The 16,989-nt window shown below is 33.7% G+C and carries 8 protein-coding genes; all 8 read right to left on the minus strand.

The features are described 5' to 3' along the window. Nucleotides 1-1,253 (minus strand): glycoside hydrolase family 95 protein (locus tag VLC96_RS11600; protein ID WP_325263090.1); only part of this gene is annotated, 1,253 nt, incomplete at its 3' end. Nucleotides 1,254-1,716: 463 nt separating this feature from the next. Then, nucleotides 1,717-3,390, minus strand: a complete 1,674-nt coding sequence (locus VLC96_RS11605; protein ID WP_325263091.1) for an endo-1,4-beta-xylanase — start codon at nt 3,388-3,390, stop codon at nt 1,717-1,719. Between the two features lie 36 nt (nt 3,391-3,426). Beyond that, on the minus strand, nt 3,427-4,458 hold the full coding sequence (locus tag VLC96_RS11610) for a DUF5627 domain-containing protein (protein WP_325263092.1): 1,032 nt from the start codon (nt 4,456-4,458) through the stop codon (nt 3,427-3,429). A 50-nt stretch (nt 4,459-4,508) separates the two neighbouring features. Beyond that, complete coding sequence (locus VLC96_RS11615; RefSeq protein WP_325263093.1) at nt 4,509-6,245, minus strand: RagB/SusD family nutrient uptake outer membrane protein; 1,737 nt, start codon at nt 6,243-6,245, stop codon at nt 4,509-4,511. A gap of 27 nt (nt 6,246-6,272) precedes the next feature. Next, a complete protein-coding gene (locus VLC96_RS11620) occupies nt 6,273-9,299 on the minus strand; it encodes a SusC/RagA family TonB-linked outer membrane protein (protein WP_325263094.1) in 3,027 nt (1,008 codons plus the stop codon). A 43-nt stretch (nt 9,300-9,342) separates the two neighbouring features. Next, nucleotides 9,343-11,244 carry a RagB/SusD family nutrient uptake outer membrane protein gene (locus tag VLC96_RS11625; RefSeq protein ID WP_325263095.1) on the minus strand — a complete coding sequence of 634 codons (1,902 nt, stop codon included), beginning with the start codon at nt 11,242-11,244 and terminating at the stop codon, nt 9,343-9,345. Between the two features lie 10 nt (nt 11,245-11,254). Then, nucleotides 11,255-14,479: a SusC/RagA family TonB-linked outer membrane protein gene (locus tag VLC96_RS11630; protein ID WP_325263096.1), complete on the minus strand. Its 3,225-nt coding sequence runs from the start codon at nt 14,477-14,479 to the stop codon at nt 11,255-11,257. Nucleotides 14,480-15,791: 1,312 nt separating this feature from the next. After that, on the minus strand, nt 15,792-16,841 hold the full coding sequence (locus VLC96_RS11635) for a sulfite exporter TauE/SafE family protein (RefSeq protein WP_325263097.1): 1,050 nt from the start codon (nt 16,839-16,841) through the stop codon (nt 15,792-15,794). Between the last annotated feature and the right edge of the window lie 148 nt (nt 16,842-16,989).

Raw genomic sequence — 16,989 nt, forward strand, 5'->3', positions numbered from 1 at the left:
ACTTTTGCTGTTTCTTTTCCAGTTTCGGCCAATTCTTGAATCATTTTTAAGAGCGGCTGATGCATTTCTGATAAATTCGTTTTCTCAGCTGGCCAATAATTCATTTCTGTATTAATATTGATTGTGTATTTGCTATCCCAAGCTGCTTTCATGCTGTGGTTCCAAATTCCTTGAAGATTTGCGGCTTGTCCTCCAGGCTGTGACGAAGAAATTAATAAATACCTGCCGTACTGGTAATATAAAGTAACAAAAGATGGATCTGATACATTTCTAAAATTTGCCAGCCTTTCATCTGTGGGTAATTTAGCAGCAGCTGTTGCACCCAAATCCAGTTTTACCCTGTTGAAATATTTTTGATAAGCAGCAATATGTGCTGTTTTCATTTTATCAAAATTTTTACCGAATGCTTTATCTAGAAAATCTTTTGCACGCTTATTTTCATCAGCACTTATGTCTTTGTAATTGATGAAATTTGAAGCTATTGAAACATAAATAACGACTGAATTTGCTTTGTCAATTTGTATCGAATTATTGATAGCATTGACTTTTCCTCCATTAATTTTGAATTTTGCCAACGCATTAAATTTCACTTTACCTTCTACTCCTTCGTGATCGCTGGTATTGCCCCAAAGTGAAAGTTCATTATTACTGACGGTAATTTTTTGTTTGTTATGTTCTGACGTAAAATTGGCCGTAAAAGATAATTGTTGAGGTTTATCTGCAGAAAGTTTTATGACCAAAACCCTATCAGGAAAAGACGTAAACGCTTCACGGGTGTAAGTGACTCCATTTACTTTATAAATTGTTTTTGCAATTGCTTTTTCAATATCGAGTTCACGGTAATAATCTGTATAATTTTGATGGTCAGAAAAACTCAATTCTAAATTGCCTACAGGCTGAAAAATTTGTCCATGAGATTTCTTTGTAATTATATTTTCGTTTATTAGTTTTTCGGATTTTTTATATTCGCCTGCAAAAAGCAGTTTTCTTATTTCGTCTAAAGCATTTTTAGCATTGGGATTATCATTTCGATTAGGGCTTCCACTCCAGACAGTTCCTTCATTTAATTGAAAAATTTCTTTTTCTACATTTCCATAAACCATGGCAGCCTGAAAACCATTACCAATTGGCAACGCATTTTCCCATACTGTTCCTGAGGGTTTGTTGTACCAAAGTTTTAAATCATTTTTTTCTCCCTGACTAAAAGAGGAAATTGCAATTAAAAACAGAATGGCTGATAGATAATATTTCATGTGTACTTCGGAGGTTAAAAGAGAACCAATCTAGAATTAAAATAAAAAGTGTTGATATTACATTTAATATTTCAACACAAATATAACACATAAACACATTGCTACAATCGGTTGTTTTTGATTTATTTTATATAAAATAAAAAAAAACACTTAATTTTTTAAATTTAATATTCTTTTATAAATTAAAACAATATTGGTAATCAAAAAGGGATTTCCGCATTCATAATAAAATTGGCAATAGTAGTTAGATATGTTTTAATAATTCTTTTCAAATATTAAAAAAGGTACAACAAATTAGTTTGCATTCGATAAACATCATTAAGTTAAAAACCGAGAGAATCGACTCTCGGCTTCTAACCAAAACAAGTTCAAAAAACCACTAAAAGTGTTTGTAAAAACTACACTTCAATGTTAATCAACCAAAATTTTAATTTAAACTTGTTTTTAACTAAAACTCTGCGTACTACATTCCTGCTTTTAGGCCTTCTGCAAAGCTGGCATAAGAAGGCTTACGATTAAAATTAACATCCCACAAACCTTGATGCTGACCGGCTAACCAGGAAGCATCTGCTTTGCTGTCGGTTAATCCCCAAGCAGTAATTCCATATCGTTGATTTGCCGGAATATATTTCATATACATATCTACAACATACTTGTACAATTCGGCTTGTTTCTGAAGATCACTCTCTGTTGGTTTTAGACCAGCAGCAACATCCAATTCTGAAACTTTTATCAGTTTGCCAGTAGCTGCAAGCAATTGAAACATAGTAGCTATTTTGTCTTTATCTGTATTTAAGCTAATATGCATCTGAGTACCTATACCGTCTACCTTTTGCCCTTTAGATTCAATGTAATTTACATATTGAATAAGACCTTTACATTTGTCGATATTGTATTCTAAATTATAGTCATTTATGAATAATTTGTCTGTTGCATTTCCGCTTTGTCTGGCAAGCCTAAAAGCTTCTACAGCATAATCTTTTCCTAAATAATCCTGCCAGTAAAATTCATCTGCAGCCTTATTTATTTTACCTATACCAGTTTTTAATTCATAAGGTTTTCCATCATCCATTGGCTCGTTTACAACATCCCATGCCTTTACAGAAGGAGCACAATTTTTGACCATACCAGTTATCCATTTATCAAGTGCTGCTGTCAAAATAGTATTTTTCTCTGCTGGTGTTTTATCTTTAGTTTGAACACTTCCAGTGGCATTATACTTTTCTAATTTGATGTTATCATAATAGAAACTAGTAGCAAATTTTCCAAGATTAAAAGCAATTACATTACAAGTGATCATTTCTTGAGAAACAGTAATCTCCTTAACATAAGTTGTCCATGTAGTTGTATAAGGAACAGCTCCAAAAAAATCCCAATGTTTATACCCACCTACATTTAGTTGTGCCTGTGTAGGAGAACTAGCTGTGGCATCAGCACGTACATTCATAGTAAGTCTGTATTTTTCACCCAATTGCACACCTGGGGCAAACTTTATGTAAAGTTGTGCTTCCCAATCATTAGCACGGACAATTGCATTTGTTAATTTAAGTGCTCTTCCTGTTCCGTTTGCACCTTGACCAATTGCGGTATAACTAGCAACTACATTTGAATTAACCTGATAATTTGAGCTGTTATCTGTCTCAAAATTATTTTCTGTTATCAAATCCCAGCCTGGACCAGTTGTAGATAAAACATCCGGAGCAATCAGTTTATTCAGATAAGTGGCATTTTGATTGGCATGCCAGCAAAGTGTATGTCCAAAAACCGAAATATTTGCCGCATTTGCTGTAGCCAACAATTTATTTACATTGTCAAGAGCTAGACTCCCATCGGCTTGAACTATTGCACCATGCTTCATTTCGTAGCCGAGTGTGATTTCGTCAAAATTCTTATTGACAAGTCTGTAAACTATTCCTTTGGAAACATAATCAGATAATGAAATACCGGCTCCTAATTTGAAATTAGGGTTGGCACTTCTGTTTACATAAGCTTTTAAATCGCCATAGGCATTAATTTGCTCCTGATTGGCAATGGTAGCAGGTTTTTCATAATCGTAACTGAGAGTATTATCATTTGTACAGGATACAACCATCAACAGCACTGAAGACAATACCAATATTTTATAAAATTTATTCATCTTCTTTAAATTTTTAATTTTTAATAAAATTTTAAATTATTTCAGAACTGGACTAAAAACACTTGCGCTTACACCTCTGTCGCGTAAAACCAATGTATCTTTTGTAGTTACATTAAAATCCTGAAAATTCACTTTGTAATCAAGATATAAAGCGTCCCGATCCTTACTTCCCCAGCTATTTTTCTCGCCTTTTTTTACAAATTTTCCTGTTCCATTTGCTGTAAACGATGTGCCGTTTGCAGTGATTGTGCATTTATTTTCACTGTCAAATGTTAGCAATAGATTAAAATTGATATTTACCCCATAAGCATCTTTGACCACCACGGGGAAATCAATAGTGTTTAATGATTTCGTATTGATTTTGGAAACCTGATCACCTTCAACATACTTACTATGTCTGACAACTGTTTTATTTAGAGCTGTATTTCCATTGTTTCCTTCAATGACATCTTTACCTCTTCTTAAATAATTGCCATCATATTGATTGACATACTTTACAGCATATAAAACATAGTCTTTTGGGGCAACACTCCAATCAGTACTCAAAGGCTTTAATGGGTTAGATACCAAAGCTTTTCCAGACAAAATTGTATCGGCATTCACTACTTTTTTCATTTCGATAGGAATAACATAAGTCTTTTTTATCGAAAGAGGATCGGCAAAAAAAGCATCTGATAATTGCACTTCAATACCACCTGTAATTTGTCCTTTTGGGATAACAATCTGGTTACTGGAAAGTGTATAATAATTGCTTGGCATTGCAACTATTTGATCTCCGCCGGCATTGAACAAGAAACCAGCTGGCAATGAATTAGCAACAGCAATATCAATAGTTACATCTTTATCATTATTATAAACACCTCCTAATGTTCCCATTATTTTGCATTTATGCTGATTGTCTAAAGTAGTATCAAATATATCTTCGCCCAAGGTTATGGTTCTGACTGGGAATTGATAAGCAAAATAAACAGACTGTTTATCGAAATTGTCAAACTCTGCCTCTTGATTTGTACATGAAGTAAGAGCAACAAAGACAGCTGTTAGCATTAAAAATATTTTGTTTTTCATTTTTCTTTAATTATTTAAATTTCCTTATACATTTAATAGAACTTTAATTTCTACCATCCCTTATTTTGCAACAAAGCATTAAACTTAAGAGTCTCTGAATATGGAATTGGTCCAAATTTCATATAGTCTTTGTAAAGTCTGTTTTCAACAGTAATAGTCTGATGAACACCTCCCTGAATTTTGTCTCCGTTAGCTGGCGTATTCAAATCAGCATTCCATCTGCGTAAATCCCAGAATCTAAATCCTTCAAAACATAACTCCAAACGTCTTTCGTTTCTAATTAGATTGCGCATTTCTGTTTTGTAAGCTTTGATCGATTCCAAGTAAGGATCTGGCTGAATTATTCCAGCTCTTTTTCGTATAGCTTTTATAACATCGTAAGCAGAAAAACCAATAGATCCGGTAGCTGTAGGTCCCCAAGCTTCATTTGCAGCTTCCGCATAAATAAGATACAATTCTGTATATCTCATACGTGGTTTATAATGTCTTTGACTATTAATTGCAGTTGGATTTAAATTCACATCCTGACGCAATAATTTTTTCATATAATAACCAGTACGAGTGGATGTTCCAACTTTGTTCAAGGCATCATTTGTAGTTCCATCACTGGCAGTATTAATTACAGTATTGCTTACTCCGGCTGTTGAACCATTTACCAAAATGAATTTTTTCAAACGTGGATCACGGTTGTCATATGGACTGGCAGGATTAAAATTACTTGACGAAGAACTTATTGGATACCCATTTGCCATTGGAAATGAATCCACTAAATTTTGAGTTGGATTGACACGCCCTCTTCCAAAAAGTGTTGGAGGAAAATTGTCAGCTTCTAAATTATTACTATCCCCAATATCGCCTCTCCAAACAATTTCGGGAGGATTTTTTCCAGCTCCCAAACCACTTAACTCTGTTACATCGCTAAACCAGTTTAAACCATTAGGCGCTATCCCAGCAAGACCACCATTCAAATTCAATAATTCACCTGAATATTTAGCGGCATCTTCCCAAGTAGTTGTATTTCCTGCACTAAAAGCTGGACTAGCAGCAAGTAAAGCCGCTTGTGCTCTAACAAACTGAGCAATTCTAGATGACATTCTTTGTCTTGCATATTGACCAAAAACACGATTGTAATCACTTAAATTATCGTATCCTGGAGGCAATGTTGTAGCGTCTTCAAAATCCAATGGTAACAATTCTGTGGCTTTTTTTACATCACTATATAATTGTTTCATACAATCTTCAAAAGAAGAACGTGCTACATTAAAATTGGAATTTGCTGTTTCCGGCTCCAATAATACGGGCACTCCAAGTAATTGATCATTGGTAGCTGTACCGGCATGAGCTTGCAACAAATAATACATATACAAAGCTCTTAATCCATAAGCTTCACCTTTCAAACGGTTTTTAAACAGTTGACTTACGTTTTCGTCTTTTGCCCATTGTACTTTATCCGCTTCAGAAAGAAATATATTCAAATACTGAATAGCAGCTCTTGAATTTAACCATTGATCTAATGGGTTAAAATTGGAAGCCCATTGACCTGTCGCTACTTTTAGATAACCGTTTGTGATATCATTAGTTACAGCATCATCTGTTGCTACATCATTAAATGACCAACTATTTCCAGGCAATCTTGTATAAGCATTCAGTAGAATTCCTTGTGCGTATTCGGCTTCGGCATACATATCTTCAAGTCCTCTATTGTTTTCTATTGCCGGATCAATAAGGTCATCACAGCTAAAGAAAGCAAACAGAACTGATATAAGAATGAATATTTTTACTTTCATAATAATTAAATTAATTGTTTTTAAATTTTAAAATAATGCTTTAACACCTAGATTATAATATCTGGTATACGGGGCACTTCCAATATTTAATTCCATAACATCTCTGTTTTCAGATATAGTCAGCAGATTCGATCCAAGTGCGTAAACACTGAGCTCGTTAAAGAAAGTTTTTTGAAGCATTTTTTTAGGAAAATCATAAGTAAGCTGCACTTTGGAAAGATCAACTCTATTAGTGCTATAGATCCAAAAATCTGATGAGCGGAAATTATTATCACTATTTGATGTTGTTAATCTTGGATAAATTGCCGTTTCTTTAGTCTCTTCTGTCCAAGCATCACGTACGTTTATGGAATATTTATCTTCACCATCCATCCAGAAATAAGAACTGTTTTTCATTGCAGAAGCACCAGTTTGTCCTGTGAAAATTGTGAAGAATGTGAAATTATTCCATTTTGCCGTAAAATTAATTCCATATGTAAATGGAGCTCCATACCAACCCGCTTTACCTAAATAAACCTCATCTTTGCTATTGATAATTCCATCACCATTTTGATCTATATATTTGATATCTCCAGGTTTAACTTGCCCGAATGTTTGAGAAGGTGAGTTTGTAATATCAGCCTGATTCATAAAGAAGCCATTACTTTTAAGTCCCCAAATTGCATCCAACGGTCTGCCTTGTCTGTTTTGGTAACTATCATCGTATAGTTCGGCTCTTTTTGTCGCTTCGGTATCAAGATAAGTTCCTGTAAATCCAAGTGCTAAATCAACAGTTCCCACTTTTTTATTGAATCTCAAATCAAAGTCAAAACCAACACGTTTATCATCATTATAATTGATGTATGGTAAAAAATTAGTATTTGGAAAACCTGTAACAAAGTAATTTGGATATAAACTCGAAGCCTGAATTACATTGTCTTTAATTTCACTAACGAAAAAGTTCGTGTTTAAGGTTATGAAGTTTTTAAAGAAAGCACCCTCTAGTCCAATACTTACCTCGTTTCTTTTTGCAAAACCTAAATCTAAATTTTCACCTCTTCTTGCGTCTGTACTTCTGTTAAGAGCACCGTCTCTCCAGCTGAACCAAGCACCATCTGTTTGATTATAAATACTTTCGTATAAATAATAATTAGCAACATCCAAATCTGTGTTTAAGATTCCTCCTGATACTGTTAATTTTAAATTATCAATAGCAGTCAGATTTTTCATGAAATTTTCTTCAGATAATTTCCAGCCTAAAGACATTGTTGGAGAAAAACCTTCTCTATTTCCTTCAGCAAATTTGGCAGAATGCACATAGGCGCCATTGAAATCTGCAAAGTATTTTTGATTAAAATTATACGAGACATTTAAGCCTAAATTTGCATTACTTACTTTATGGTAAACACCGGAATTCGCTTGTTGAAAACCAGAACCGATAAGCATTGCCGACAAATTATTTTGCTCATTTATTTTTTTCACATAATTAAACTGAGCTGAAAAAGCAACAGTTTGTGCATACGCACTTCCTGTAATATTCTCGATACCCGTTTTTGAATCTTTACCATACTTTGTTAAAGAAGTAATCTGATCGATACCTGCATAATTATTCCACGAAGCCTCATAAGTTGCATAGCTATTATTATAAGCCTGACTATATGAAGTAGCATAATCAACTGCAAAATCAGTATGAAATGACAAACCATCAATAACATCTCCTAACTCAGCATTAATTCCTGTATTGAACTGAAATTGACGACTGGTAAAAGTGTTGTGTCCTCCCGCATATATAGCAGCAAAAGGATTGGTAGGATTAAGCTGTGTTCCTCCTAATAAATATTTATCATCAACAATATAATTGCTGTTTTTTACAAGTGCCATTGACGCATCATCAGAAGGTTCTATCATGCTAATTGGTACTAATGGACTAAATAAATAAGGTCGCAAAGTGGCAGCACTACTCCAATAGTCTGTATTTACACTTCTGGAATTATTATAAATAGCGTTTGCTCCAATTGTTGCAGAAATTCGATCATTAATTCTTAAATCTACATTCCCTCTTACATTAAATCTGTTGTTATTATTTTTCGCTGCCTCTCCATAATCTTGCAAAGGGTCTTGTTGAGATGAAAAATTAACTACAGTATAATATTTTGCTGTTTTATTTCCTCCCGTTATTTCAATATTGGCATCATAATTAAAATAAAACTCCTTAACATATTTTGGTGCATAATAATTAACATCAGCATAGCGGAATGGATTATTACCAGAGGCATAATTATAAATCGTTTCATCCGAATATAATGGATCCAAACCATCATTGGCGCGAGCTTGATTGTAATAATGCATATACTCCGCTGAGCCTAAATATTTAGGAAGACTCTTTGGAATAAACACACCATTGTCAAATCTAGTAGCGATCTGTTGTTTTTGAATTTTCCCTTTTTTAGTTGTAACATAAATTACACCTTTGGCAGCGCGGCTTCCGTAAAGTGCAGCAGCTGAAACGCCTTTTAGAAAACTTATTTGTTCTACTTCTGTAGATAATACGGTACTAATATCACGAGGAGCTCCATCTACCAAAACTAAGTAACCACTCATTCCCCAAATACTACCACCAGTAAAACCCCCTATCAAAGCACGAACTCCATCCAAACTGTAAGTTGTATAGTTTTTTTCCAGAATTTCAGGCAGATTTACAAAAGAAATTCCTCCCATTAAATCTTTACTTTCTTGTTTTTTGAAAGCAATCTGAACTAAATTTGAATCCACTTTTGTTAAACTAATATCATTTATTGCAGGTGTTGCTTTTAATACCAGCGTTTTATAACCCGCAGCGCTAATTTCTATTTCAGAATTTGCAGTAACATCAATTGCATAACTCCCATTTAAATCAGTTTGGATTGTGATATTATCTTTTTTACTAATAATAGTTGCATTTTCAAGTGGTTTCCCTTCTGCTCCAATAACAACTCCAGATATATTTAATTTCTGATTAATCTGAGCAATAATCTTGGCAGGTAAGAGAGTAAATAGTACAAAACATACCACTATTTTAAGTTGTATATATCTCATTATTCTATAGTTTTATTTTTAATTTTTTAAAATAATCATTTGATTACCATCCAGGATTTTGTGAAAATTCTAAATACATATTTACATCTGCATTTTTTAACGGTAGCCAGTAATGCTTATCGCTAAAGTTTCTCACCAAAATAACTTCCTCTCGAATATTTATTACTCTATTTTCGTTTGGTTTGGTAGCATCAAATGGAGCTGCACGGTCAAATTCTACAGATTTTTTAATCGTATATGGACTTTGTGTCAATAACAACCAACGACGTAAATCATTAAAGCGATGTCCTTCAAAACTCAATTCTACAGCACGTTCACGTCTAACTTCATTCATAAAAGAATCTACCGAGCCTAAGAATTCTGTTGCTACATGCCCTACTCCTGCTCTATCACGAATTACATTTATTGCGTCTACAGCAGTTCCTGAATATTTTGGATCTTTTCCTGAAGGAGAATTATAACCTTGGGCAGCTGCCTCAGCATACATAAGATAAATATCAGATAAGCGCATCCAAGGAAGATGAATATTCAAGTTATTGCCGTATCCAAATCCATCATCAAATTTATTTGCACTTCTTGGGATGAACTTATACAGTAAATAACCAGTTCTACTTCCTGTACTTATATTTCGGTAGCTTCCGTTAGTATAAAGGTTTGCATAACGGTTTGCTTCTTCAGCAGCTGGCATTGAACCAGTAACACATTTTACACCATCAAAAACAATATCATTATAAAAACGAGGATCACGACCTTTCCAAGGATATCTTGGATCATATCCAGAATCTGGATCAGCTTGAGTGATATCTTTAATAGGCTTTCCATTTGCCATTCCATAATTATCAACATAATTAGCAGTAGGGAGGAACTTTACATCACCATCACATATTTGAGGTGCCGGTTGATATTGTTTAGAAGTACCCCAGTTCGAGCCGTTTGCTCCCCAATATGGGCCTCTGAAAATAGCTTCGGTTCCACCAGGCATTTTCCAGTTACTTCCTGTGGTATAAAAGTTTTCGCTGTATTTTGCAAAAGGCATTAATTTATATTGAGAAGTTCCGCTTTCTGTAATGCTCAATAATTCTGCAAAAGCCGAAGCTGCTTTTTTGCAATATTCTGCGTTATAAGTGGCATTTCCAGTAGAAACTTTATTCATAAGCGGACTTCCAGCCCATAAATAATTTTTACCTAAATAGCCCAAAGCCATTATTTTATTGATGCGAAGTTCATTCTTACCTAATGTTCTTTTACCAATAGTGGTATTATCCCAATTAACAGGCAGCAAATCAGCTGCTGCTCTAAAATCGGCTGCTGCTTTATCGGCACATTCCTGATAACTAAGTCTTGGTAATCTTAGTGGCTGATCGCTTGGAAGAATCTGATCTATATAAGGAAGACCTCCAAAATATTGCATAAACTCAAAGTGAAACCACCCTCTAAAAAACAATAATTGTCCTTTGATTAAGTCTTTTTCTTCTTGAGTATATTCGGTCATTTTATCAATATTGGCCAAACCAATATTTGCCTTACGGATTCCTGCCCAGCCCAATGTCCATAAATCTTTTTTAAAGCGTTCATTACCTGTAGGATCTTTTGTAGTCACATCTCTACGATTCATCCAACCTGCCTGCCAACCATCATATTCAGATTGCCAACCCCAAAAATCGCCTTTATCAATTTTACATATAAAGTGAAAATCACGGGCTGTAGATTGAATTTCATCTTCTCCCCAATTCCATGAATTTGTCCAATAACCATTTGTGAAATCTGGAATACATTGATACAATTCTTCAGTGAAACCTTGAAAATTTTCAAAATTTTTGAAAGCCTCTTCAGGCGCAATATCTGAATCAGGAGATTTTTCAAGATAATCATTACAAGATCCTGAAACTATAAGTAAGCCAAAAACTAAGCTGTACTTGAATATTATTTTGATATAATTCTTCATAATTAAAATTTTAGAATATAATGTTTGCTCCCAAATTGAATCTTTTTACAGTTGGATAAGCTCCTTGTGATGCCCAGCCAGTTCCTGCATAATTCGCTTCTCTATCATCAGGCATATTAGACCATAAAAACAAATTATTTCCATTTAGATAAAATCGTATGCTTTGAAGCCCTGATGATTTTATCCAATTTGTTTTTCCGTCGAAAGTGTAAGCAATCTCAGCGTTTTTTAGACGAAGGTAGGAGCCGTCATACATGTATCTACTTCCATTGTTATATTCACTTGCCGTAGCCAGCCAGCGTGGCATTGGCTGATCTGCATTGGTGTTGTCTTGTGACCAATATGATCCTTGGTCATATACTACGTGGTTTTGTCCCGATAAACTGGTAAGAACAACCTGTCTGGTTACATTATTTACACCATAAAACTGTACGAAAGCACTAAAACCTTTCCAATTAAGCCCAACAGTGTTGTTGTATGTATTTTGTGGTGTTCCTGTATATCCATAAGGAATATTATCTTTAGAATCAATGATTCCATCGGCATTGTAATCCAGGATATTATAGTTGCCAGGAAGTTTTGTGGCATCATTTGTACTATGAATGGTACTAGCATATAATTCATCCCAAGTATTATAATACCCTTGGCTTACATATGAATGAGCCTGACCAATTGCAAATCCTTCACTTTTTTGATAATCTGGTAATAGTTCAGGATTATCTGCACTTAAGATTTTATTTTTTGCGTGAGTAAAATTAGTTGTCCACCATAAATTCAATCCATTTCCAAATGTGTAATTGAACTTTAATTCTACTTCGTAACCTTTATTTTGAACTTCACCTAAATTAGCAACTGGCGCTACAGCTCCGTAATAAGAAGGAATTGCTCTACTACCACCATTTAATAAAATATCTGTACGATCTTCCTGATAATAATCAAATGTTCCTGAAACCAATCCTTTGAAGAAACCAAAATCAACACCTATATCACTTTTCTTTGCCTTTTCCCAATGTACATCTTCATTACCAACAGTAGCTTGTTTGTACCAAGTATAAGGACTGGCAGCAGCTGATTCACCTGTGGTCCCTAAAATTGAATTACCCCCATACGCCCATTGTGATTGATAAAGAAATCTACCATTGATGTTATCATCACCAATTTCACCGTAAGTAGCTCTAAGTTTCAATAAATCAAGGAAAGATGAGGTACTTTTCATAAAGTTTTCTTTGGAAACAATCCAGCTTAAACCTCCTGATGAGAAAAACGCGAAACGATTATCTTCGTTAAATTTTTCAGATCCATTATATGCACCGTTATATTCTATAAAATATTTATCGGCATAATTATATGTAGTACGGAAAACCCAGTCTTCTCTGTAATGCGGAATTTCACTTCCTGTCGCGTATTGATCTCTACTAAAAAGTCCTAAGGCAGTAACATGATGATTTTCTGCAATTTTAGTTTGATAATTCAATTGCAATTGATAAAAAAGTTTACGGAAAGTTGCATAATCTCTTACCGAACCTCCTGTAGTTGTCCATTTTACGCCTTCTTGGAAATCGAATCTATTATTAGAATCATACGTTTTTTTAAATAGAACCGTACCTGTTGCTGGGTCAATGTATTTTTCCTGTACATCATTATATAAATCACTTATTCCTCTATCTCCTTCTACAAAACTGTTATCAAGAGCAACCAACCCTTTAAAACTAAGACCTTTTAATACTTTGTCTAAACTTTGCTCAAGTGTAAAATCCGTATTGATTCTGGTAGTTGTCACAAATTGAATTCCGCTTATAGCAAGATTTCTTACTGAGTTTGATGCTTTTCCTTCGTTTGGAGCATAATAACCCCAAGAACCATCAGCATAATTAGGTAGAAAAACATCAGGAGCAGTAGAATAAGCTGCATCCCACATGGTGTATTCTCCTCCTGATGCACCCCAAGGACTCTTTTTTACTCCACGCGAACCAGCAAGACCAACTTTGAATACCGTGCTTGGCGTAATTTGATAATCTAAATTACTTCTAACATTCAATCGATTGAAACCGTAGCCGGGATCATATCCTCTGTTGTTATCGTATTTTTTGAACATATCACCTTCTCTCAAAAAATCAGCGCTTGCAAAATATTTTACAGATCTGGTTCCACCACTGACATTCAAGCTGGCATTATAAGACATTGCATAATCATTGAACAAAGCATCCTGCCAATCTACATTTGGATAGCGTTCAGATTCTTCTACACTCGTTGGATATCTGTATTTGTCAATAATCGCTTGTGGAATATAGTCGTTCCAACTTGATGGACTCAATGCTAATTCATTCTCTATAACCCTGTTTTTTACCAACAAACCATCATAAGAATCCAGTTTTGATGGCAATTTTGAAAGGGTTTTCATTGTTGTATTAAAAGTAGTTCTTATCAAAGCTTTGCCTGATTGACCTCTTTTTGTAGTAATAAGGATAACACCATTTGCACCACGAACTCCATAAACCGCTGTAGCCGAAGCATCTTTCAATACCGAAATAGATTCAACAGAAGTAATCTCAACGCTATTCATTGGTCGCTCTACTCCATCAACCATAATAAGCGGTTGAGCATTATTCCAAGTACTAGCACCACGTATAAAAAGCTGAGGATCTTCTTCTCCAGGCATACCTGAACTGGCCGAAGTTATCAAACCCGGCACATTACCTGTCAATGCGGCACCAATACTTTGAACACCTCCTGCACGTTCAAGAGTTTTTCCGGAAACCTGAGCAATTGCGGCTACTAAACTCGCTTTTTTCTGTTTTCCATATCCAACTACTACTACCTCACCAAGATTAGTTTGGTCCTGTTTCATTTCAACATTAATTTCACGGCTCATTTCAATATTTCTTTCTGCTGATACAAAACCAATACTTTTAAAGACCAAAATCACATCCGAAGAGGGAACTTTGATAACATATCTACCATCAGAATCTGTAGTGGTATTGATATTTTTTTCTTGACCTTTTACTGTAATAGTAACACCCGGAATCCCTGTATGATCTACTGATGATGTTACTTTCCCTGATATTACAATATCTTGTTTGACTTGAATGGCTAAATTTTCTGAAGCCGTTGAATAGCTTTTTTCAGCAGCTAATAACTCCCCAGTAAACAAAAACTGAAACAAAACTCCCAGTACCAGGAACTGACTTTTGTGTGGAATTTTAATTAATTTTATTTTTTTATAATATTTTGACATTTTTTAATTTATTACAAATTAGAACATTAACTTATACTCTTATAACTTTCCATTTGCACTAGACACCTTGATTAAGACTGAAAACTTTTATATTCACAGTCGAAATTTTCGGTGGAATTAAACACTAAAAAGCACAAGCATACTTTTCAGTTTTAAAAACGGAATGCATTATATGGAGTCGTCGATAAAAAAATAATCTTATTTTTTACCCATTAGAGAAGTGTTGGGCAAACATAAACCGAAAAAAATAGGCTTATAATTATTCCCAAATGAATTATAATTTCTGGTAAAAAATTTATTGGAGATGGTTTATTTAATCCATAGGCTTTTTTGGGTTTTAAAGGTTGGTTTTGGTTAGTTTAATAATTCTGCGTTTTGTTGTCATCCGAATTAGCCGAACATCCAACGATCTTCACTTTTGTTTATTTAGTTTCTAAACACACTATTTTGCTTTTCAATAGACATTTTAAAACAACCGATTGTTTAAAAATGGCAAAATATTGCTCTATAAGATGAAAAAAAATTAATATCTAAACTTGATTAGGGTTCCGATATTATTACGCTAATGATTCTTCACATTATAAAAAACTATAAACTCAAATGAAGGATAATAGTTTATTTTTTTCTGCTTTTGGATAACCAAAAAAATTCTTTCTTAATTATTAAAAAGCAAACATTTATTTTAAAATTCTGATTATTAACACCTTTATTATTAATCTTGTTGCATTCCCCTTTTTTAAAAAGGGCCGCTATGGAGTACGACCCTTTCATCTTAAAACATACTACTAACAAAATTTAATCGAAAAGAACTTAACTTTTATTAAAATGGGAAATAAAAGCCTTAACATTAAATACTAACAAATGTGTAATTTACATTTATAAAACAAATGTATATAATACATTTAATATAAACAATCGGTTGTTCAATTATTTTTAAAATTATTCAAAATAAAAGACACTTTTTAATATGTATAATATAATTTTAAGAGTGTTTATTTAAAAATAAACCAAAATTTAAGTAATTCGTGATTTTTTTATTAATAAATTAAGAGCGATTGTAGAAAAGTATTAAAGAAATCATAAAAAGAAACGTAGTTCATTAAATTAAACATTTCTCATTAAAAAATGTTGTTTACAAATGTCAAATCGGCGATAAACTCACATTTAGACATTTACGAAGAAAAAAATTTAAATATATAACAACTATATTTCAAGCAGTAATATGTGGAATATCATATAAAAAAACCTCTTCCAAATCGCTTTAGGAGAGGTTCAACTTAATTTAGTCAATCAACTTTTTATCTACCAGAAACTAATTAAAATCTAATTTCTTAGTTAATATATTATCCTTAAAATAATAGGCTTCATAAGAATGCATGCCCAGAGAATATACGATTTCAATAATAAGTTTGTCTGTTCCTTTTGCATTACTAAGCACTAATCTTTTTTGTTCACTGGAAAGCTCAGCAATCGGAATCGTTTGTTCAATTTCTAAGCCACTATCATCATCATAACCAAATTCCATTGCAAAATTTCCGTGATTCCATCTATTCCATATCAGTTTGGAAGCCATTTCCTTTGGCATCGGATTGGCAATACTATTTAGATTTTCAGGAATCAATAAATGTGAACCCGATTGAGCTAACATTGCAAAACCCGACACTACCATTGCTCCATAACCAATTTTTCTAAAAGCAACTTCACTCAATTTTGGCAAAATCCATTTCATTGCCCAAGTAGAAAGTACAGCCGATATAGCAACAACTACACCAATAGAAACGACTTTTATTGTAATTAAACCGAATATAAAATACAAAACTATTTTTACCAAATGCAAGATAATTTCATTGGCAGCTCTGGTAGCAATGATTTCTTCTTTGGTAAGTCCGTAGCGTAAATAGAATCGATTGAAAAGTAGCCCAACCGCTCCAGTCAAACCAGATATAAATCCAGCCGAAAAACCAATGAGACCCAATACAAAATTGGAAGATTTATGTGTAGCATTGATTTGTTTTGATTTTTGGAATAAAGAAGTTAGGTTGCTCACGAGAAAAAGCCCCATTACAACTTCCAGATAAACTGGATTTACATATTTTAATAACCAAGCTCCAAACCAAACGGCAGGTAAAGCGGCAGGAACAAAATATTTTACGATATGCCAACATATGTTTTTTCTAAAAGCAACAAGCCGTGAAGTCGAACTTGTAAATGTTCCAATGGATAAAGCTGCTGGAACTTGACTAACAGGAAGCATGAGACCGAGAACTGGAATAAGCATTAATCCGGCACCACCACCACAAATTACGCTTATTGAAAATGCTAAAAAACTAACCGAAAATATTACTATTAATGTCGTTATCATTTATTTATCACTGTTTTTCGTAGGCAGCTTCTTTATTATTCGATAAAATGAATACCAAACATATTTAATCAAAACGGTTAGTATCCTATTTATCTTTAAAAAAATTAACCTACAATGGTTATAGAAAAGTAAACTTTTGCCCTACAGT

This window comes from Flavobacterium sp. (assembly GCF_035456085.1).
Taxonomy (GTDB): Bacteria; Bacteroidota; Bacteroidia; order Flavobacteriales; family Flavobacteriaceae; genus Flavobacterium.

Bases quoted from the DNA above. Each gene is read 5' to 3' on its own strand.
- VLC96_RS11605 (WP_325263091.1), bottom strand. From the start codon at position 3,390: ATGAATAAATTTTATAAAATATTGGTATTGTCTTCAGTGCTGTTGATG.
- VLC96_RS11610 (WP_325263092.1), bottom strand. From the start codon at position 4,458: ATGAAAAACAAAATATTTTTAATGCTAACAGCTGTCTTTGTTGCTCTT.
- VLC96_RS11615 (WP_325263093.1), bottom strand. From the start codon at position 6,245: ATGAAAGTAAAAATATTCATTCTTATATCAGTTCTGTTTGCTTTCTTT.
- VLC96_RS11620 (WP_325263094.1), bottom strand. From the start codon at position 9,299: ATGAGATATATACAACTTAAAATAGTGGTATGTTTTGTACTATTTACT.
- VLC96_RS11625 (WP_325263095.1), bottom strand. From the start codon at position 11,244: ATGAAGAATTATATCAAAATAATATTCAAGTACAGCTTAGTTTTTGGC.
- VLC96_RS11630 (WP_325263096.1), bottom strand. From the start codon at position 14,479: ATGTCAAAATATTATAAAAAAATAAAATTAATTAAAATTCCACACAAA.
- VLC96_RS11635 (WP_325263097.1), bottom strand. From the start codon at position 16,841: ATGATAACGACATTAATAGTAATATTTTCGGTTAGTTTTTTAGCATTT.